This window comes from Pseudomonas sp. LS1212 (assembly GCF_024741815.1).
In the GTDB taxonomy this organism is placed as follows: Bacteria; Pseudomonadota; Gammaproteobacteria; order Pseudomonadales; family Pseudomonadaceae; genus Aquipseudomonas.
In genome coordinates, this window is sequence record NZ_CP102951.1 from 514,993 (window position 1) to 533,043 (window position 18,051).

An 18,051-nucleotide genomic window follows, 5' to 3' on the forward strand; every position below is an offset into this window, starting at 1 on the left:
ATCAGGCCTCGACAGGCAGGCCCATGCCTTGCCCCATGCGCACCGGGGAACCTGCGCCCAGCTCTTGCGCCCATTTGATCTGGTCCGGGCCGAACAGGACAACGGCTGTCGAGCCCAACTTGAATCGGCCCAGCTCGGCGCCTTTTTCCAGATGAATCGGTGCGCGCGCCGCTTCGTCGTAACGCACGGTTTTCAGTTCGCGCTTGGGCGGCGTGACCAGCCCTGCCCAGACGGTTTCGACCGAGGCCACGATCATCGCGCCGACCAGTACCACGGCCATCGGGCCGCGCTCGGTGTCGAACACGCAGACGACACGTTCGTTGCGGGCGAACAGTTCCGGTACGTTTTCAGCGGTGGTCTGGTTGACCGAGAACAGCCGGCCAGGCACGTAGACCATTTCGCGCAGGGTGCCGGCCAGCGGCATGTGCACGCGGTGGTAGTCCTTGGGCGACAGATAAACGGTAGCAAAGTCGCCACCCATGAACGGCGCGGCAGTGGCTGCATCGCCGCCGAGCAGTTCCAGTACGCTGAAACTGTGGCCCTTGGCCTGGAAGATCCGCCCGTGTTCGATGGGGCCGAGCTGGCTGACGGCACCATCGGCCGGGCTCAGGATCGTGCCGGGCGTGTCGTCCAGCGGGCGTGCGTCGGCTTTCAGGGCGCGGGTGAAGAAGGCGTTGAAGTGCTCGTAGGCGGTCAAGTCTTCGACCAGGGCTTCGGACATGTTCACCTGATAGCGTTTGGCAAACCAGGCGGTGAAGGTGTTCTTGAACCAGCGCACGCGGCACTCGGCAATGCAGCCGGCAAGACGCGAAAGCAGATTATGCGGCAGCAGGTATTGGCTGAAAATGAACAAGCGGGATTTCATCAGTTTTCCTTAAACTTCTTTAGGCGTGTCCGGGAGGTTGCCCCACTCGCTCCAGGATCCGGCATAGCCCTTGACACGCGGGTAACCGAGCGCCTTGGCCACCAGGTAGGTAAAGCCAGAGCGGTGGTGGGTCTGGCAATGGGTGATCAGTTCTTTGTCTTTGGTGATACCCAGGTTTTCGAGGACTTGGGCTATGTCCTTGCGAATGCGCAAGTCGCGGTTCAAATCCATGCCGGCGGTCCATTCGAAATTGACCGCGCCGGGGATATGACCACCCTCGGCTGCAAGGACTTTCTTGCCGGAATATTCCAGCGGGCCGCGTGCATCCCATATTGCCAGGTCCAGGGCGCCCAGACGGCTTTGAAGGTACTCGCGGGTGGCGGTTGGCTCGTCGTGCAGAGTCAGCGCAACCGGGCCGCCGACGGCGGGCGGGACTTCGGTCGACAAGGGCAGGCCTTCGCGTTGCCAGGAAAGCAGCCCACCATCGATATAGTGGTAACGGCTATGCCCGATGACGTCGAGCAGCCAGATGAAGCGCCCGGCCCAACCACCGCCTTCATCGTCATAGACCACGTAGACAGCGTCAGGGTTGTGGCCCAGTTCACCGAACAGCGCTTCAAGCGCGGCTTGTGAAGGGAGCAGGCCCGGTGCAGGCAGTTGGCCCAGTTGCGTGCGCTTGGGGTCGACAAAGCGCGCACCGGGGATATGGCCGGCGGTATACCGGGCAGTACTGGTAAGGTCGACGAGGATCAATTCTGGAGCTTTCAGGCGAGCGTGCAGGTCACCGGGTTCGATCACCAGTGGCAAGCCAGAGAATTTAGGCATGTAAGGTCTCCAGATCAAAAGAGAGGGCCGGATTGTAGCGCAAGCATCAGTTAGTGCGGTTGCTAAAGCTGGTCAGTGCACGCTCGATGCACTGCGCTGTCTTGCCGAAGGCCTGCACGCTGATTTCCGAGAGCGGACCACCGCCCTGATCGGCCACCAGGAGCATGACGACACGGCCATTGCTGGCCAGCGAGCGCATGAGCAGATGCTCACCCTTGAACAACCCACGCAGGCTGGCCGGTAGTAGCGCCGAAAACTTCGCGTTATTGGCAGGTGTCAGACGAATCTGCGCAGGTTGAGCCAGTAGTCGCTGCAGCACGTTGCTCTGGCTGATCAGCAAATTGAGGCTGGCCGCTTCGGCGGGCAGCCCGTTGCTCTGGTGGACCCGCAGGGTAGTCAGCGTCTTGTCGGCCATCAACATCAATACGCGCTGCATGCCACATGCCACCAGTGCATCACGGGCATGGGTCGTCAGGTGCATGGCATTGGTGAAGCGACTCGGTTCTACCAGCAACGCCGAGCAGTACTTGCGCCACGCTTCCAGCGACTGCGCCGATGGCGGCGGGGCCGGCAGCAGGCCGCGGTGGACACGCCGGGCCGTCCAGGGCCAGATCAGCGCTTCGGCCGGGTGCCAGAGGCCGGGTGCCGCATGGGCGTGGGCGCTTTGCACTGCCTGCTGGTGGATCTGTTGTTGGAGGTCGGCCAAGGGCATCTGCAGGTAGAGGCTGGTCAAGTACTGCCAGCGGCTGTTGTGCGGGCTGTCCCAGGCCTGCTGCGCCGAAAGCGCGAGGCCGTTGGCCAGCAGCACGGTATTGGCGGGCTGGTTCAGCCAGCGGCTCAGTACCGGGTTGTCATCCAGGTGTCGTTGTTGGCGCAAGGGGTGTTCGTTGTCACGTGCGATGTGCAGTGCCTGCACCAATAAGCGACGGTCTTCGAGCAGCAGGCGATAACCCTGAATGATCCAGGCGGGCAATCGCCAGATTTCGGCCAGGGCCTGGCACAGTACGAGCAGGCGGACGCCAAACAGCTCTTCTTCGACCACGCGCGCCGACTCACCCTTGTGGATGACTCGCAGCTCCCATTCTTCCAGCAGTTGGGGGTGGGTAACCGCCAGTGGCCAGAGCGGGGAGAGGAACAACAGGCTGCCCCAGTGGACTTCCTGCCAGAGCCGGGCCAGGCGACTGGCGAACAGGCCATTGGCCTGCTGCGCGGCATGCTGGCTGATCAACTGCAGTTGGCCAAGGGTGCCGGGAATCTCTTCGGGTTCGACGGCAGGCAGGCGTTCGAGCAATGCCTCGGTGCGTTTGAGCCCCAGGCGATTGATCGCGATTTCCAGGCTCTCGGCAGGCTCGGCCATGCTGTTTTGGGTGTGCTGATTCGCTTCGCGCATCACGCTGAGCACCAGTGCCGGGCTGCCCTGCATCAGTTCGGCAATCTCGCGCAGCGAGCGGCGACTGTCAGCCATCGCGGCACGAACCTGCCCATGGCTGGCGAGCGGCACGGGCAATCGAACACCGTCGAGGAGCTTGAGCCAGGTATCCAGGCTTTTTGGATTTTTAGTTGGCACGATAGTTTCGATAAATGCTCTGAAAGGGGCCCAACTGATTTTTTGCCTTGACTGGCTATAGTCTGGCGCAGAACGGCCGATAAGTAGAAGAAGAGTTTTACAAACTTGCGCCCCGACCCTGACCACGACTTTGTAAGTGCTTCTAACCCATGGCTAAAATTATCGGCATCATCGTCGTATTCGCGAGTGTGCTCGGCGGATATGTTCTTTCTCACGGCAAGGTTGCCGCCCTGATCCAGCCTTTCGAGGTCTTGATTATCGGCGGTGCGGCCCTGGGCGCGTTCTTGCAGGCCAACCCCGGCCGCATGACCATGCACGTCATAAAGAAATCCCTGAGCATGTTCAGCTCGCGCTTTTCCCACACCTTCTATATCGAAGTGCTGGGGCTGGTCTACGAGATCCTCAACAAGAGCCGACGCGAAGGCATGATGGCGATCGAGGGCGATATTGAAGATGCCGCGGCAAGTCCGATTTTCGCCAAATACCCTGCGGTGCTCAAAGATGAACGCATGACGGCGTTTATTTGTGACTACTTGCGCATCATGTCCTCGGGCAACATGGCTCCCCATGAGCTGGAAGGCCTGTTCGACATGGAGCTGGTGAGTTTGAAGGAAGAGCTCGACCATCCCTCCCACGCCGTAAACGGCATCGCTGACGGGATGCCGGGTTTCGGTATTGTCGCGGCTGTACTGGGGATCGTGGTGACCATGGCCTCTCTCGGTGAGGGCGATCAGAAATCCATTGGCTTGCACGTCGGTGCGGCACTGGTCGGTACCTTCTTCGGTATTCTTGCGGCCTACGGCTTCTTCGGGCCGTTGTCGACTGCCTTGCGCCATGATGCCAAGGAAGAGTTGAACGTGTATGAAGCCATCAAGGCGGCGCTGGTGGCCTCGGCATCGGGCATGCCGCCATCGCTGGCCGTGGAGTTCGGTCGCAAGGTGCTGTACCCGGCGCACCGCCCCAGTTTCATCGAGCTGGAACAAGCGGTTCGCGGTCGCTGAGTCATGGAGAATAATCAGCCGATTATCATCAAGCGCGTCAAGCGCTACGAAGGCGGCCATCATGGCGGAGCCTGGAAAATCGCCTTTGCCGACTTTGCCACGGCAATGATGGCGTTCTTCCTGGTCCTGTGGCTGCTTTCCACGGCAACCCCTGAACAGAAAATCGCCATCGCCGGTTACTTCAAGGACCCGATCGGTTTCTCGGAGAGCGGTACGCCGTTCATAATCGACATGGGCGGTTCGCCCAAGCTGGCACCGGATAAGACAATCAACCCGGAGATCGAGGCTGAGCCCCAGCCGGAAACCACACCCCAGATCAACCGGGAACAAGTCCAGAGCATGGCCGAGCAGGTCGAGCGCGAGCGCCTGGAGTTACTGCTGCAGGAGCTGCAGAACAAGGTCGAAGAAAATCCGCAGTTGCAGAAGTTCAAGGACCAGATCCTGTTCGAAATCACCCAGGATGGCTTGCGCATTCAGATCATGGATGCCGAGAACCGGCCTATGTTCGATTTGGGCAGCGCCCGTCTGCAGCCGTATTTCGAAGACATCCTGCTGGCCATGGCCGACACCATCAAGGCGGTGCCGAACAAGATCAGCGTCAGCGGACACACCGACGCCAAGCCGTTCGCCGGTACCGGCGATTTCGGAAACTGGGAACTGTCGGCCAATCGCGCCAACGCGGCGCGCCGCGCTCTGGTTGCTGGTGGCTATCCCGATAGCCAGGTCGCACGGGTGGTGGGCTATGCCTCCTCGTCCCTGTTCGACCGCAAGAACCCGCTGAATCCTGTCAACAGGCGCATTGATATCATCGTGTTGACGAAAAAGGCCCAGCGCGAAATCGAAGGCGAACAAAACGCCCCCGATGCAGCCAAGCCCGATGCCGCCGCGATCGATCCAGCGGCGGCACCGGTTGACCCGAGCGAGCCGATGCAGCCGCGTGAGTTACGACAAAAGCTGAACATCTTCGAGGATGGCGTCCTGAAGATGGATGAGCCCGGCAAGCAGTAAGCGCCGTCCACTCCGAGCAATCGGGGCGGGCGATCAGCCGTGTCCCTTCATCGCAAGTTCACGGTAGTAGGTGCCCAGTGCCGTCAGTCGGCAGCCGGTGTGGTTGATGGCGGCGTCATACAGGTGTTCGGCGTCGACCGGCTCGACCAGGCTGTGGCGATTGCAATGCTGCAATTGAGCGAAGATTTCGCCATGCTCGGGGACGAAGCAAGCGAATTGCGTGGGCTCGAAGCTGGGGTCAAGTTCGAACACCGTTTCCGGCTCGGGAAACCACTCGGGCAATTTGCGCAGGGTTTCTTCAGGCACCAGCGGCGCCACCTCTCGAAGTGAAATGAAGCGCGAAACGTTGGTCTTGAATACGGGCCGCTGCTCCTGGGTGCCCAGCGCGTTATCGACGAATGCATAAAGGTTGCCGGGTGTGATCGCGCCTTGCACGTTGGCCGCGGCACCGTTCAGCGCTTGCAGCAGCAGGCTGGTGAACAGCGTGTGGCGGGCCCGCTCCCGGGCATGGTGGGGGCTCTTGCAGGCGATCAGCAGGGTGACCCCTTCGCCAATGATGCTGGTGCCGGCCTTCAACGTCCGGCTTTCGCCCGCAGTATCGGCATGGCAGCAGTCCAGGATAATGACCTTGTTCCTGGTTGCGGTGGCCTTGGAGGCCCAGGTCAGAATATCGCTCAAACGGATGCCGTCGGCGAAGTTGCGCGCATCCTGGGGCAGGATCATCCCCTCATCGATGCTGGTATCGAATTGGCCGTTGCCGGCAAAATAGAACAGCGCGGTATCGCATTCCCCGGAAAACAACGATTTGATCTGCCCCTCCAGGGTGTGATGGGAGACGTCGGTTTCGACCGAGGTCAGTATGCGGCTGTTGAAGTTCGGTCTGCCGCAGGCATGCCGGCTCAACACCGATGCCATGGCAATGGCGTCGGTGTGACAGCCGGCCAGGGGCGGAACATGGCGATAGTGGTTGATACCGACAAAAAGGGCTTTACGCATGTTTGATCCCTTCATTCACAGAGTGCGAATTGACGCCGCCATTAACAGGAAAGGGACGGCATGAAGAGATGACCTTTGTTCAAATCGAGATGTGCGGCAAGGTACTGCCACAAAAGGAGAAATGTCCTTCCTTCGTTGGTTAAAAAATCCTACAGAAGGGGCATCGTAAGTAAGAATCGGCGCCCGTCCCTTGTGGGAAAAGCGCCTGATACTTAGTAGCTGTCTTGGGGCAGGCTGGCGATGATCGAGCGATAGCTGTTCATGCGCTGTTGCTGTACGCGGCCCTCTTCAAGGGCCTTGAGCAGGGCGCAACCCGGTTCGCGGTCGTGCTTGCAGTCACGAAAGCGACACCTGCCGAGCAGATTGTTGAACTCGATGAAACCGGCTTCGACATCGGCGCGGCTGACGTGGCCAAGGCCGAATTCGCGGATACCCGGGGAGTCGATCAGCTCGCCGCCACCAGGGAAATGGAACAGTCGAGCGGTAGTGGTGGTATGCGTGCCTTGCCCGGACCATTCGGACAATGGCCCGACGCGCGTTTCTACGTCCGGCAGCAGGCTGTTGACCAGCGACGATTTGCCGACGCCGGACTGGCCGACGAACACGCTGATGTGCCCGTTCAGGCGTGCCTGCAATTGTTGCATGCCATCGCCATGATGGGCCGAGACTTCCAGTATCGGATAGCCCAGCTGCCGGTAGACGGCGAGCAGTGCATTGAGTGCCGGGGCATTCTGCTCGTCGATCAGGTCGGCCTTGTTCAGCAGCAGCAGCGGGTGAATGCCGGCATGCTCGGCGGCAACCAGGTAGCGGTCGATCAGATTTGCATGTGGCTCGGGCATGGGGGCGAAGACGATGACGATCAGGTCGACGTTGGCGGCGACCGGCTTGAGCTGGCCACGGTTGTCGGGCCGGCACAGTTCGGTGTCGCGCGGCAGTTGCGCGACGATCACACCGATGCCCTGGTTGCCGGCGCGCCAGACCACCCGGTCGCCGGTGACCAATGCGGGCAGGTTGGCGCGCAGGTGGCAACGGAACACCTGGCCGGCTTGTTCGCCTTGTTGCGCCTCGACCTCCACTTGCACACCGAAGTGCGCGATCACCAGGCCTGTTTGTTCAGGCCCGAGGTCGCCGCCTTCGAGCACTTCCAGGGCATGGGATTCGCGTTTGGCAGCGCGGGCAGCACGCTCGCCCTGGATTTTTTCGATGCGCCAGTTCTGGCGACGGTTGAGCTGGCGTTTGGCCATGAATGTTCCGTGTCGATAAAGCAGGGGGTATGGATAAAACGGCAACGAGTTTAGCACGGCCCACTAGGCTAAACTGCGCAGCTACGTCGAGGAGCAGAACCATGCAAAACCCAAACAACCTGATTTGGATCGATCTGGAAATGACAGGTCTGGATCCTGACCATGACGTCATCATCGAAATGGCGACCATCGTCACCGACAGCGACCTCAATACCCTCGCCGAAGGCCCGGTCATCGCCATTCACCAGAGTGACGAGATCCTGGCCGGCATGGACGAGTGGAACACCCGTCAGCACGGCGGTTCCGGCCTGACCCAGCGCGTTCGTGAAAGCCGCATCAGCATGGCCGAGGCCGAGGCCCAGACGATTGCCTTCCTGGAGCAATGGGTGCCCAAGGGCAAGTCGCCGATCTGTGGCAACAGCATCTGCCAGGATCGCCGCTTCCTTTATCGGCACATGCGCGAGCTGGAAAACTACTTCCACTACCGCAACCTCGATGTCTCGACGCTCAAGGAGCTGGCTGCACGCTGGGCACCGAATGTTCAGGACAGTTTCAAGAAGGGCAGTACCCACCTGGCGCTGGACGATATCCGTGAGTCCATTGCCGAGCTTCGCCACTATCGCGAGCACTTCATCAAGTTCTGACTGCGCCCTCTTTTGGTGCTTGAGCCAACTGGGTAGACTGCGCGCCCTTTTGCACGGACCGCTGCCATGTTGTTGATGCTCTACCTGATTGCAATCACCGCCGAAGCGATGACCGGTGCCCTGTCGGCCGGTCGCCGTGGCATGGACTGGTTTGGCGTGGTGTTGATTGCATGCGTCACCGCATTGGGCGGCGGTTCGGTGCGTGACGTGTTACTCGGGCATTACCCGCTGACGTGGGTCAAGCACCCGGAATACCTGGTGCTGACCAGTATCGCGGCGCTGGTGACGATTTTTATCGCACCGCTGATGCAGCACCTGCGCTCGCTGTTCCTGGTGCTCGATGCCGTTGGCCTGGTGGCATTCACCCTGATCGGCTGCATGATGGCCCTGGAACTGGGGCACGACATGCTGGTGGCGTCCATCAGCGGCATGATCACCGGGGTGTTTGGCGGGATTCTTCGCGACATTCTCTGCAACGATATTCCGCTGGTCTTCCGTCGTGAGCTGTATGCCAGCGTGTCATTCGCGGCAGCCTGGTGTTATCTGCTTTGCCTGCATCTTGAAGTGCCTGGCGAGCAGGCAATTCTGCTCACGTTGTTTGGCGGCTTCCTGCTGCGACTGCTGGCCATCCGTTTTCACTGGGAAATGCCCAAGTTCGTTTATAACGACGAGCATTGAGGATCCAGGTTGCCCGCCTATCGGCTACATAGGTTCGGCTCACCTCGGTCGGCGTAGCCGCTGCCGTAGGCTGCGCTCGCGCGCGCAGCGGGCGCAAGATCTTGAGATCGCCGGGGGAGCCCCTGCGGGACTCCAGCGCAGCCTGGCGGCAGCGGCTACAGGATTCGGCTACGTTCCGCGTGCTGCTTCAGTGCCCATTGGACATGCTCGCGGACCAGCTCCGAAGGGTGGTCGCGACGCGCACGCAAGGCCTCGAGCACCGGAATGGTCGACGGCGCATTCCCAAGCCCCACCGCCAGGTTCCGCAGCCAGCGCTCATAGCCGGCGCGGCGCAAGGGCGAACCTTCGGTACTGCTGAGAAACTTTTCCTCATCCCACATGAACAGCTCGGCCAGCTCGGCATTGTCCAGATTGTGCCGCGGCTTGAAGTCGGTTTCGCCGGAAGGTCGGGCGAAGCGGTTCCACGGGCAAACGATCTGGCAATCATCGCAACCGAACACCCGGTTGCCGATCAGCGGGCGCAGCTCTTCGGGAATGGCGGTTTTCAGCTCGATGGTCAGGTAGGAAATGCAGCGACGCGCATCCAGCACATAAGGGCCGACGAAAGCCGCCGTGGGGCAGATGTCCAGGCAGGCGCTGCAGCGTCCGCAATGCTCGGTGCCATGCGGCGGGTCGACCGGCAGCGGCAGGTCGACGAACAGCTCGGCAAGGAAAAAATAACTCCCTGCCTTGCGATTGAGCACCAGGGTGTTCTTGCCGATCCAGCCCAGGCCCGCCTGTTCGGCAATCGCCTTTTCCAGTACGGGCGCGCTGTCGACAAAGGCGCGATAGCCAAAGGGGCCGATCACTTGCTGGATACGCTCGGCCAGCTGTTGCACGCGCTTGCGGATCAGCTTGTGATAATCGCGGCCCAGGGCGTAGCGCGAAACATAGGCTTTTTCAGGTTGGGCCAGGCGTTGCGCCATGTGCGTGTCGCCCGGCAGGTAGTCCATGCGCAGCGACACCACGCGCAAAGTGCCGGGCACCAGCTCCTCGGGATGGGAGCGCTTGCTGCCGTGGGCACCCATGTATTCCATTTCGCCGTGGTAACCGGCTTCGAGCCAGCGTTGCAGGTGTTTTTCGTGCTCGCCCAGCTCCAGGCCGGCAATGCCGACTTGCTGGAAGCCCAGTTCGCGGCCCCAGTCTTTGATCGACTGGGCCAGGGCGGGGAGATCGACGATAGAAGCAGACATGCGAAGAAGGAAACCGGGGCTGAGGTGCGTATAATTCTGCCAGACATCGCCATGGATAGCCCCAGCATGCTACCGACATCCACTGAATTACCCGACGTACTGTATAGCGCCGCGCAGGTCCGCGACCTCGATGCGCGGCTGATCGCCGCCGGTACGCCAGGTTTCGAGCTGATGCAGCGTGCGGCCCATGCCACCTGGCGCGCCTTGCGCCGTCGCTGGCCGCAAGGCCAGGTGCTGACGGTGCTGACCGGTCGCGGCAACAATGCAGGTGATGGCTATTTAGTGGCGGCACTTGCCGAGCGTGCCGGCTGGCAGGTGGAAGTGCTGACCGTGGCCGATCCCGCTACGCTCACCGGTGACGCCGCCCTGGCCTGCGCCGAGGCGCAGGGTTGCGGCGTCTCGATCTGGCCCTGGGCTGCCGGGACAGTCCTGGAGGGCATCATTGTCGATGCCTTGCTCGGAACCGGGCTGGTCGGGGCGGTCCGTACGCCCTATACCGAAGCGATCGAAGCGATCAACGCCAGCGGTCTGCCGGTCGTGGCCGTCGATATTCCCTCGGGGCTTTGCGCCGATACCGGGCAGGTATTGGGGGGTGCGGTGCGGGCCCAGCTGACAGTCAGCTTTATCGGCCTGAAGATCGGCTTGTTCACCGGCCAGGCGCCGGACCGGGTCGGGGAGCTGGTTTTCGATGACCTGCAGGCTGACCCTGCGATCGTCGCGCAGGTCGCAGGCGTTGCCCGGCGCTTGAGCGCCACTGCCTTGCCGCGCCTTGCCGCGCGTGCACCGGCTTCGCACAAGGGGCAGTTCGGCCGGGTGCTGGTCATCGGTGGTGAGCGCGGGATGGGCGGCGCGGCACTGTTGAGCGCCGAAAGCGCCTTGCGCAGTGGTGCCGGCATGGTATCGCTGGCCACGCGCAGCGAGCACGTCGCTGCGGCTTTGGCGCGCATGCCGGAGGTCATGACGGTGGGTATTCATTCGGCCAACCAATTGATGGACCTGGTCGAGCAGGCCTCGGTGCTGGTCGTCGGGCCCGGCCTGGGTCAGGCGGCCTGGGGCCGCAGCCTGCTCTCGGTGGCGGCCAATGCCGGGCGGCCACAGGTCTGGGATGCCGATGCGCTGAATCTTCTGGCCAGTGGCGCCGCAGTGCTGCCGGCCGGCAGTGTGATCACGCCGCACCCGGGCGAGGCCGCAAGGCTCCTTGGGATCACCACCCAACAGGTGCAGGCCGATCGGGCCGCTGCCGCGCACGCACTTGCGCAAAAATATGCTGCGGTCTGTGTTTTGAAGGGGGCCGGCAGCTTGGTCGCCGACCCCACCGGCAGCCTGGTCCTGTGCGATCGCGGCCACCCGGCCATGGCCGCCGCGGGGCTTGGCGATGTGCTGGCAGGTTTGATCGCGGCATTGCTGGCCCAGGGGTTGCCGCTATTGGAGGCCGCGTGCCTGGGTGTGTGGTTGCATGCCAGTGCCGGGCAAGTTGAAGGGCAAAGAGGCCGTGGGCTGGCGGCCAGCGATTTGATTCCAGCCATTCGTCAGTTGCTTGAGGAGCAAACACCGTGTCTGAAGTAACCCTGTACCTGGCCGATGAAGCGGCCATGATCAGCTTCGGTGGGCGACTGGCCCAGATCACTCAGGGAGTAGGGGTGATCTTTCTCGAAGGGGACCTGGGGGCAGGCAAGACCACGCTGTCACGCGGTCTGATCCGGGGGTTGGGGCATGTCGGGGCGGTCAAGAGTCCGACCTTTACCCTGGTCGAACCTTACGAGATTGATAGCTTTCGGGCCTATCACTTTGATCTGTATCGTCTTGTCGACCCCGAGGAACTGGAATATCTGGGTGTGCGCGATTACTTCGAAGGCGATGCATTGTGCCTGGTTGAGTGGCCCCAACGTGGTGCGGGCTTTTTGCCAAAGCCCGACCTGACCATTACCATAAGCCCCCATGCAGGTGGTCGTTCGTTGAGCTTGGCCCCGCAAGGCCCGCGTGGCGAATCCTGGTGTGCCGCTCTGGCGTTGGAATTCAAATAAATTATGGGGATAGGTATGCGCGTTCGCGCACTGGTTGCTGTCGTAGGATTGCTGCTTACGGCAGTGGCCGTTGATGCTTTGGCCGTTACGCAAGTCAAGAGCGTGCGTTTGTGGCGAGCACCGGATAACACACGCCTGGTGTTCGACCTTTCGGGCCCGGTGCAGCACAGTGTTTTCACCCTCACATCCCCGGATCGTCTGGTGATCGACATCAATGGCGCGACCCTGGCGGCGCCCTTGCAGGTCTCGACCTCCAATACCCCGATCACCAGCGTGCGCTCCGCCCAGCGCACGCCTACCGATTTGCGGGTGGTGGTCGACCTGAACAAGTCGGTCACGCCCAAGAGCTTTATCCTGGCGCCGAACCAGCAGTATGGCAACCGTCTGGTGGTCGATCTCTATGACCAGGAGGCCGATGCGTCGCCACCACCACCGACCCCGACTGTGGCGACCGCGCCTGCAGTTCCAGTGACCCCGGCGCAACCGGCGATCAAGCTCACCCCAGTGCCTAACGGCAAGCGTGACATCGTGATTGCCATCGACGCCGGCCACGGCGGCGAAGACCCGGGTGCGTCAGGCTCGCGCGGCCAGCATGAAAAAGACGTCGTCCTGGCCATCGCCAAGGAATTGCAGCGCCAGATCAACACAGAGAAGGGCTTCCGGGCCGAGTTGACTCGTACCGGCGACTACTTCATCCCGTTGCGCAAACGTACCGAAATCGCCCGCAAGAAAGGCGCCGACCTGTTTATCTCGATCCATGCCGACGCGGCACCGTCCACGGCGGCCTTCGGCGCCTCGGTGTTCGCCCTGTCCGATCGTGGCGCAACGTCGGAGACGGCGCGCTGGTTGGCCGACAGTGAAAACCGCTCCGACTTGATCGGCGGCGCGGGCAACGTCAGCCTGGACGACAAGGACCGCATGCTCGCGGGCGTCCTGCTGGACTTGTCGATGACAGCTTCGCTGACGTCGAGCCTGAACGTCGGGCAGAAGGTCCTGACCAACATTGGCCGGGTCACGCCGCTGCACAAGCGGCGCGTGGAACAGGCCGGGTTCATGGTGCTGAAATCGCCGGATATCCCGTCGATCCTGGTGGAAACCGGCTTTATCTCCAATGCCAACGAGGCCTCCAAGCTGGCTACTGCCAGTCACCAACAGTCCCTGGCGCGTTCGATTCACAGCGGCGTGCGCCAGTTCTTCCAGCAAAACCCGCCACCGGGCACCTACATTGCCTGGCTGCGCGACAACGGCAAGATCGCTCAGGGCCCGCGCGACCACGTAGTGCGTTCCGGCGAGACCCTGGCAATGATCGCGGTGCGCTACCAGGTGGGTATCGCGACCCTGCGCAGCGCCAATGACTTGAAGACCGATGAGCTGAAGGTCGGCCAGGCCCTGGTTGTCCCCAGCACTGCGCTGGCGGCACAACCATGAGTGGCTCTGCACGCATTGAGCTGCTCAGCCCGCGGCTGGCCAACCAGATTGCCGCCGGTGAAGTGGTCGAGCGCCCGGCTTCGGTGATCAAGGAGCTGCTGGAGAACAGCCTGGACTCCGGCGCCCGGCGCATCGACGTTGAAGTCGAGCAGGGCGGTGTCAAGCTGCTGCGCGTACGCGACGACGGCGGTGGCATCCCGGCAGACGATCTGCCGCTGGCACTGGCCCGTCACGCGACCAGCAAGATCCGCGACCTGGAAGATCTCGAGCGGGTCATGAGCCTGGGCTTTCGCGGTGAGGCGCTGGCCTCCATCAGCTCCGTGGCCCGCCTGACCCTGACTTCGCGTACGCCTGAGGCCGACCAGGCCTGGCAGGTCGAGACCGAAGGCCGCGACATGGCTCCGCGAGTACAGCCTGCGGCGCACCCGGTCGGTACCTCGGTAGAGGTCCGCGACCTGTTTTTCAATACCCCGGCCCGGCGCAAGTTCCTCAAGACCGAGAAAACCGAATTCGACCACCTCCAGGAAGTGATCCGGCGGCTGGCGCTGGCCCGTTTCGATGTGGGTTTTCATCTGCGCCACAACGGCAAAAGCGTCCTCAGCCTGCATGAAGCCCACGACGATACCGCCCGTGCGCGGCGCGTGGCGTCGATCTGTGGGCCGGGATTCCTTGAGCAGGCGTTGCCGATCGAAGTGGAGCGCAATGGTCTGCACCTCTGGGGCTGGGTTGGCTTGCCGACGTTCTCGCGTAGCCAGGCCGACCTTCAATATTTCTTCGTCAATGGTCGTGCGGTGCGCGACAAGCTGGTAGCTCACGCGGTACGCCAAGCGTATCGCGATGTGCTGTTCAACGGCCGGCACCCGACTTTTGTGCTGTTTCTCGAAGTCGACCCCACCGGCGTCGACGTCAACGTACACCCGACCAAGCATGAAGTGCGTTTCCGTGACGGGCGCATGGTGCATGATTTCCTCTACGGCACCCTGCACCGTGCCCTGGCCGACGTGCGGCCGGAAGATCAGTTGCCGGCCGCAGCGGCGACGCCCGAGGTGGTGCGCCCAACCGGCTTGCAGGCCGGCGAGTTCGGCCCCCAGGGCGAAATGCGCCTGGCTGCCCACCTGCTCGAACAGCCCCAGGCCGAGCCTGCGGCGCGGGCGGCGGGCGGCGGTGCCGGGGCGGGCTATCAATACCAGTACTCGCCACGTCCGGCGCAGCCCTTGCCGGCGGCTGAAACTCAAAGCGTATACCGGGAGTTCTTCGCACCATTGCCGAGTGCCGCTCCCAGCGCCTTGCCGGACAGCCAGGGCGATATTCCACCGCTGGGCTACGCCCTGGCCCAGCTCAAGGGGATCTACATTCTTGCGGAGAACGCCCAGGGGCTGGTACTGGTGGACATGCACGCCGCTCACGAGCGGATCATGTACGAGCGGCTGAAGGTCGCCATGGCCAGTGAAGGCCTGAGCGGCCAGCCGCTGCTGGTGCCGGAGTCGATTGCGGTCAGCCAGCGCGAGGCCGATTGCGCCGAAGAACATGCCGTGTGGTTCCAGCGCCTGGGCTTCGAACTGCAGCGCCTGGGCCCTGAAAGCCTGGCAATTCGGCAGATCCCGGCATTGCTCAAGCAGGCCGAAGCCAACCGGCTGGTGCATGATGTGCTGGCAGACTTGATGGAATATGGGACCAGCGATCGCATTCAGGCACATTTGAATGAGCTGCTCGGGACCATGGCCTGTCACGGCGCGATCCGTGCCAATCGGCGCCTGGCCGTGCCGGAAATGAACGGCCTGCTGCGCGACATGGAAAATACCGAGCGCAGTGGCCAATGCAACCATGGCCGCCCGACCTGGACCCAGATGGGGTTGGACGACCTGGACAAACTCTTCTTGCGCGGTCGTTGATCATGAGTGCTCTTCCCCCGGCGATATTCCTGATGGGGCCGACGGCCGCCGGCAAGACCGACCTGGCCATAGAATTGACCAAGGTCCTGCCCTGCGAGTTGATCAGCGTCGATTCGGCCCTGGTCTATCGCGGCATGGACATCGGTACCGCCAAGCCTTCAAAGGAAGTATTGGCCGCGCACCCGCATCGTCTGATAGATATTCTCGACCCGGCCCAGAGCTATTCTGCCGCCGAATTTCGTGCCGACGCCCTGGCGGCCATGGCTGAAATCACTGCGCGGGGGAATATTCCCTTGCTGGTGGGTGGCACGATGTTGTATTTCAAGGCGTTGCTCGAAGGCTTGGCCGATATGCCCCCGGCCGACCCGCAAGTGCGCGCCGAGCTTGAAGCCGAAGCCGTGCGCCACGGCTGGCAGGCCCTGCACGAACAATTGGCAGCAGTCGATCCGGTTTCTGCCGCGCGTATACACCCCAATGATCCTCAGCGCCTGATTCGCGCGCTGGAGGTTTATCGGGTCAGCGGTTTGAGCATGACCTCACATCGTGAGCGACAATCTGCGCAAAGTACCGTCGCAGCCGCGTCCGGACAGGCTCAATTGCCCTATACTGTTGCAAACATCGCGATTGCTCCGGCGGATCGTCGGGTGTTACATGATCGAATTGCTCTGCGATTTGAACAAATGTTGGAACAGGGCTTCGTTGACGAGGTCCGATTGCTGCGTGCCAGAAGTGACTTGCATGCGGGGTTGCCGTCTATACGTGCAGTAGGGTATCGCCAGGTCTGGGATTACCTTGATGGCAAGATGACGTCATTTGAAATGCAGGAACGCGGCATCATTGCCACTCGCCAGTTGGCGAAGCGGCAATTCACCTGGTTGCGTAGTTGGGCTGATCTGCACTGGTTGGATAGCCTGGCTTGCGACAATCTGCCGCGCACCTTGAAATACCTCGGATCGGTCTCCATATTGAGCTGAGTCCTTGCAATCGCCGTCTATCCTTGGGGGTGGGGCGGCCTGAGCCATCAGATTTTCTACATTTATTTTTTTATTGATCCTTACAGGAGTGCGGCATATGTCAAAAGGGCATTCGCTACAAGACCCTTACTTGAATACTTTGCGGAAAGAGAAAGTTGGGGTATCGATCTATCTGGTCAACGGCATCAAGCTGCAAGGCACGATCGAATCTTTCGACCAGTTCGTGATCCTGCTGAAAAACACCGTCAGCCAGATGGTTTATAAACACGCCATCTCCACCGTTGTCCCAGTGCGTCCGATCCGTCTGCCTAGCGCAACCGAATCCGAGCAGGGCGACGCTGAACCAGGTAACGCCTGATAGGAGTCTGCTTTGTTCTTTGAGCGCCACGGTGGTGGTGAACGAGCCATTCTCGTTCACTTGGATGGTCAGGACCCTGAGGCGCGCGAAGACCCGCAGGAGTTTCAGGAGCTGGCTGAGTCGGCCGGCGCCGATACAGTCGCGTTCGTGAACATATCGCGGCAGCAGCCTACCGCCAAATACCTGATTGGCAGCGGCAAGGTCGAGGAGTTGCGCGATCTGGTCAAAGCCGAACAGGTAGATCTGGTGATTTTCAACTACACCCTAACACCCAGCCAGGAGCGTAACCTCGAGCGTGCGTTCGAGTGTCGCGTGATCGACCGTACCGGCTTGATCCTGGATATCTTCGCGCAACGCGCGCGCACCCATGAAGGCAAGCTGCAGGTCGAACTGGCCCAGCTCGAGTATATGAGTACGCGCCTGGTTCGCGGCTGGACCCACCTTGAGCGGCAGAAGGGCGGTATCGGTCTGCGTGGCCCGGGTGAAACCCAGCTCGAAACCGACCGGCGTCTGTTGCGGGTGCGCCTGCGGCAGATCAAGGCCCGTCTGGAGAAGGTGCGCAGCCAGCGCGAGAATGCCAGGCGTGGGCGCAAGCGCGCCGATATACCTTCGGTTTCACTCGTGGGCTATACCAACGCCGGCAAGTCGACCCTGTTCAATAACCTGACTCAGTCCGATGTTTTCGCGGCCAACCAGCTCTTCGCCACCCTCGACCCGACCCTGCGCCGGCTCGAGCTCGACGACGTGGGGCCCATCGTGCTGGCCGATACGGTAGGATTCATCCGGCACCTGCCGCACAAATTGGTGGAGGCGTTTCGGGCGACCCTCGAAGAGTCGAGCAACTCGGACCTGCTGCTGCATGTAATCGACGCCCACGAACCCGAGCGCATGGCTCAGATCGAGCAAGTCATGGCGGTGCTTGGCGAAATCGGGGCGCAGGACTTGCCGATACTTGAGGTCTATAACAAACTCGACCTGCTTGAAGGTGTCGAGCCACAGATTCAGCGCGATGCCGATGGCAAGCCGCAACGGGTCTGGGTCTCGGCGCAGGACGGGCGGGGGCTGGACTTGCTGTCTCAGGCGGTGGCCGAGCTTCTCGGGGATGATCTGTTCGTAGGCACCTTGCGCTTGCCGCAACGATTTGCTCGACTGCGTGCGCAGTTCTTCGCATTGGGGGCTGTTCAGAGCGAAGAGCACGACGACGACGGCGACTGCCTGTTGGCGGTGCGCTTGCCACGCGTGGAGTTGAATCGCCTGGTGAGCCGTGAAGGGATGAAGCCGCTGGAATTCATCGAGCAACACACTTTGCAATAAA

At 61.7% G+C, this 18,051-nt stretch carries 17 protein-coding genes; 11 read left to right on the forward strand and 6 right to left on the reverse strand.

Features of this window, described 5'->3' with window-relative positions; translation table 11 throughout:
* Position 1: 1 nt before the first annotated feature.
* Genes asd through NVV94_RS02365 form a run of 3 tightly spaced genes read right to left on the reverse strand, consistent with a single transcriptional unit; the run spans position 2 to position 3,269 of the window.
* A complete protein-coding gene (asd, locus tag NVV94_RS02355) occupies positions 2-865 on the reverse strand; it encodes an archaetidylserine decarboxylase (protein ID WP_258445659.1) in 864 nt (287 codons plus the stop codon).
* A gap of 9 nt (positions 866-874) precedes the next feature.
* The gene (locus NVV94_RS02360) at positions 875-1,690 is read right to left on the reverse strand and encodes a rhodanese-like domain-containing protein (RefSeq protein WP_258445660.1); all 816 of its coding nucleotides are present in this window, start codon (positions 1,688-1,690) and stop codon (positions 875-877) included.
* A gap of 46 nt (positions 1,691-1,736) precedes the next feature.
* Positions 1,737-3,269 (reverse strand): HDOD domain-containing protein, encoded by a 1,533-nt coding sequence (locus NVV94_RS02365; RefSeq protein WP_258447605.1) that lies wholly within the window; start codon positions 3,267-3,269, stop codon positions 1,737-1,739.
* 137 nt (positions 3,270-3,406) lie between these two features.
* Between NVV94_RS02365 and motA the strand changes: the two genes are divergently transcribed.
* Both motA and motB read left to right on the forward strand, forming a co-directional pair.
* Entirely contained in the window at positions 3,407-4,258 is an 852-nt protein-coding gene (gene motA, locus NVV94_RS02370; RefSeq protein WP_258445661.1) for a flagellar motor stator protein MotA, read from the forward strand.
* Between the two features lie 3 nt (positions 4,259-4,261).
* Entirely contained in the window at positions 4,262-5,266 is a 1,005-nt protein-coding gene (motB, locus tag NVV94_RS02375) for a flagellar motor protein MotB (RefSeq protein ID WP_258445662.1), read from the forward strand.
* Positions 5,267-5,299: 33 nt separating this feature from the next.
* Here the strand turns inward: motB and NVV94_RS02380 are convergent, their stop codons facing one another.
* A complete protein-coding gene (locus tag NVV94_RS02380) occupies positions 5,300-6,262 on the reverse strand; it encodes a caspase family protein (protein WP_258445663.1) in 963 nt (320 codons plus the stop codon).
* 212 nt (positions 6,263-6,474) lie between these two features.
* Positions 6,475-7,506 carry a small ribosomal subunit biogenesis GTPase RsgA gene (rsgA, locus tag NVV94_RS02385; RefSeq protein ID WP_258445664.1) on the reverse strand — a complete coding sequence of 344 codons (1,032 nt, stop codon included), beginning with the start codon at positions 7,504-7,506 and terminating at the stop codon, positions 6,475-6,477.
* Between the two features lie 101 nt (positions 7,507-7,607).
* On the opposite strand from rsgA, the gene orn reads away from it, so the two are divergent.
* The gene (orn, locus tag NVV94_RS02390) at positions 7,608-8,150 is read left to right on the forward strand and encodes an oligoribonuclease (RefSeq protein ID WP_258445665.1); all 543 of its coding nucleotides are present in this window, start codon (positions 7,608-7,610) and stop codon (positions 8,148-8,150) included.
* Positions 8,151-8,216: 66 nt separating this feature from the next.
* Positions 8,217-8,828 (forward strand): trimeric intracellular cation channel family protein, encoded by a 612-nt coding sequence (locus NVV94_RS02395; protein WP_258445666.1) that lies wholly within the window; start codon positions 8,217-8,219, stop codon positions 8,826-8,828.
* 155 nt (positions 8,829-8,983) lie between these two features.
* Here the strand turns inward: NVV94_RS02395 and queG are convergent, their stop codons facing one another.
* On the reverse strand, positions 8,984-10,060 hold the full coding sequence (gene queG, locus NVV94_RS02400) for a tRNA epoxyqueuosine(34) reductase QueG (protein WP_258445667.1): 1,077 nt from the start codon (positions 10,058-10,060) through the stop codon (positions 8,984-8,986).
* 66 nt (positions 10,061-10,126) lie between these two features.
* Between queG and NVV94_RS02405 the strand changes: the two genes are divergently transcribed.
* The 7 genes from NVV94_RS02405 (at position 10,127) to hflX (ending at position 18,050) form a co-directional block, all read left to right on the forward strand.
* Positions 10,127-11,626 carry an NAD(P)H-hydrate dehydratase gene (locus NVV94_RS02405; RefSeq protein ID WP_258445668.1) on the forward strand — a complete coding sequence of 500 codons (1,500 nt, stop codon included), beginning with the start codon at positions 10,127-10,129 and terminating at the stop codon, positions 11,624-11,626.
* Positions 11,614-12,084 (forward strand): tRNA (adenosine(37)-N6)-threonylcarbamoyltransferase complex ATPase subunit type 1 TsaE, encoded by a 471-nt coding sequence (gene tsaE, locus NVV94_RS02410; protein ID WP_258445669.1) that lies wholly within the window; start codon positions 11,614-11,616, stop codon positions 12,082-12,084. The genes NVV94_RS02405 and tsaE overlap by 13 nt, the downstream gene beginning before the upstream one ends.
* A 3-nt stretch (positions 12,085-12,087) precedes the next feature.
* Positions 12,088-13,512 carry an N-acetylmuramoyl-L-alanine amidase gene (locus tag NVV94_RS02415; RefSeq protein ID WP_258445670.1) on the forward strand — a complete coding sequence of 475 codons (1,425 nt, stop codon included), beginning with the start codon at positions 12,088-12,090 and terminating at the stop codon, positions 13,510-13,512.
* The gene (gene mutL / locus NVV94_RS02420; protein WP_258445671.1) at positions 13,509-15,404 is read left to right on the forward strand and encodes a DNA mismatch repair endonuclease MutL; all 1,896 of its coding nucleotides are present in this window, start codon (positions 13,509-13,511) and stop codon (positions 15,402-15,404) included. Before NVV94_RS02415 ends, mutL begins: the two co-directional genes overlap by 4 nt.
* A gap of 2 nt (positions 15,405-15,406) precedes the next feature.
* Positions 15,407-16,378 (forward strand): tRNA (adenosine(37)-N6)-dimethylallyltransferase MiaA, encoded by a 972-nt coding sequence (gene miaA / locus NVV94_RS02425; protein WP_258445672.1) that lies wholly within the window; start codon positions 15,407-15,409, stop codon positions 16,376-16,378.
* A gap of 97 nt (positions 16,379-16,475) precedes the next feature.
* The gene (hfq, locus tag NVV94_RS02430) at positions 16,476-16,736 is read left to right on the forward strand and encodes an RNA chaperone Hfq (protein ID WP_010221594.1); all 261 of its coding nucleotides are present in this window, start codon (positions 16,476-16,478) and stop codon (positions 16,734-16,736) included.
* 12 nt (positions 16,737-16,748) lie between these two features.
* Positions 16,749-18,050, forward strand: a complete 1,302-nt coding sequence (hflX, locus tag NVV94_RS02435; protein WP_258445673.1) for a ribosome rescue GTPase HflX — start codon at positions 16,749-16,751, stop codon at positions 18,048-18,050.
* Position 18,051 lies beyond the last annotated feature (1 nt).

Coding starts and splice junctions, on each gene's coding strand:
- asd (WP_258445659.1), bottom strand. CDS start 865: ATGAAATCCCGCTTGTTCATTTTCAGCCAATACCTGCTGCCGCATAAT.
- NVV94_RS02360 (WP_258445660.1), bottom strand. CDS start 1,690: ATGCCTAAATTCTCTGGCTTGCCACTGGTGATCGAACCCGGTGACCTG.
- motA (WP_258445661.1), top strand. CDS start 3,407: ATGGCTAAAATTATCGGCATCATCGTCGTATTCGCGAGTGTGCTCGGC.
- motB (WP_258445662.1), top strand. CDS start 4,262: ATGGAGAATAATCAGCCGATTATCATCAAGCGCGTCAAGCGCTACGAA.
- NVV94_RS02380 (WP_258445663.1), bottom strand. CDS start 6,262: ATGCGTAAAGCCCTTTTTGTCGGTATCAACCACTATCGCCATGTTCCG.
- rsgA (WP_258445664.1), bottom strand. CDS start 7,506: ATGGCCAAACGCCAGCTCAACCGTCGCCAGAACTGGCGCATCGAAAAA.
- orn (WP_258445665.1), top strand. CDS start 7,608: ATGCAAAACCCAAACAACCTGATTTGGATCGATCTGGAAATGACAGGT.
- NVV94_RS02395 (WP_258445666.1), top strand. CDS start 8,217: ATGTTGTTGATGCTCTACCTGATTGCAATCACCGCCGAAGCGATGACC.
- queG (WP_258445667.1), bottom strand. CDS start 10,060: ATGTCTGCTTCTATCGTCGATCTCCCCGCCCTGGCCCAGTCGATCAAA.
- NVV94_RS02405 (WP_258445668.1), top strand. CDS start 10,127: ATGCTACCGACATCCACTGAATTACCCGACGTACTGTATAGCGCCGCG.
- NVV94_RS02415 (WP_258445670.1), top strand. CDS start 12,088: ATGGGGATAGGTATGCGCGTTCGCGCACTGGTTGCTGTCGTAGGATTG.
- mutL (WP_258445671.1), top strand. CDS start 13,509: ATGAGTGGCTCTGCACGCATTGAGCTGCTCAGCCCGCGGCTGGCCAAC.
- miaA (WP_258445672.1), top strand. CDS start 15,407: ATGAGTGCTCTTCCCCCGGCGATATTCCTGATGGGGCCGACGGCCGCC.
- hfq (WP_010221594.1), top strand. CDS start 16,476: ATGTCAAAAGGGCATTCGCTACAAGACCCTTACTTGAATACTTTGCGG.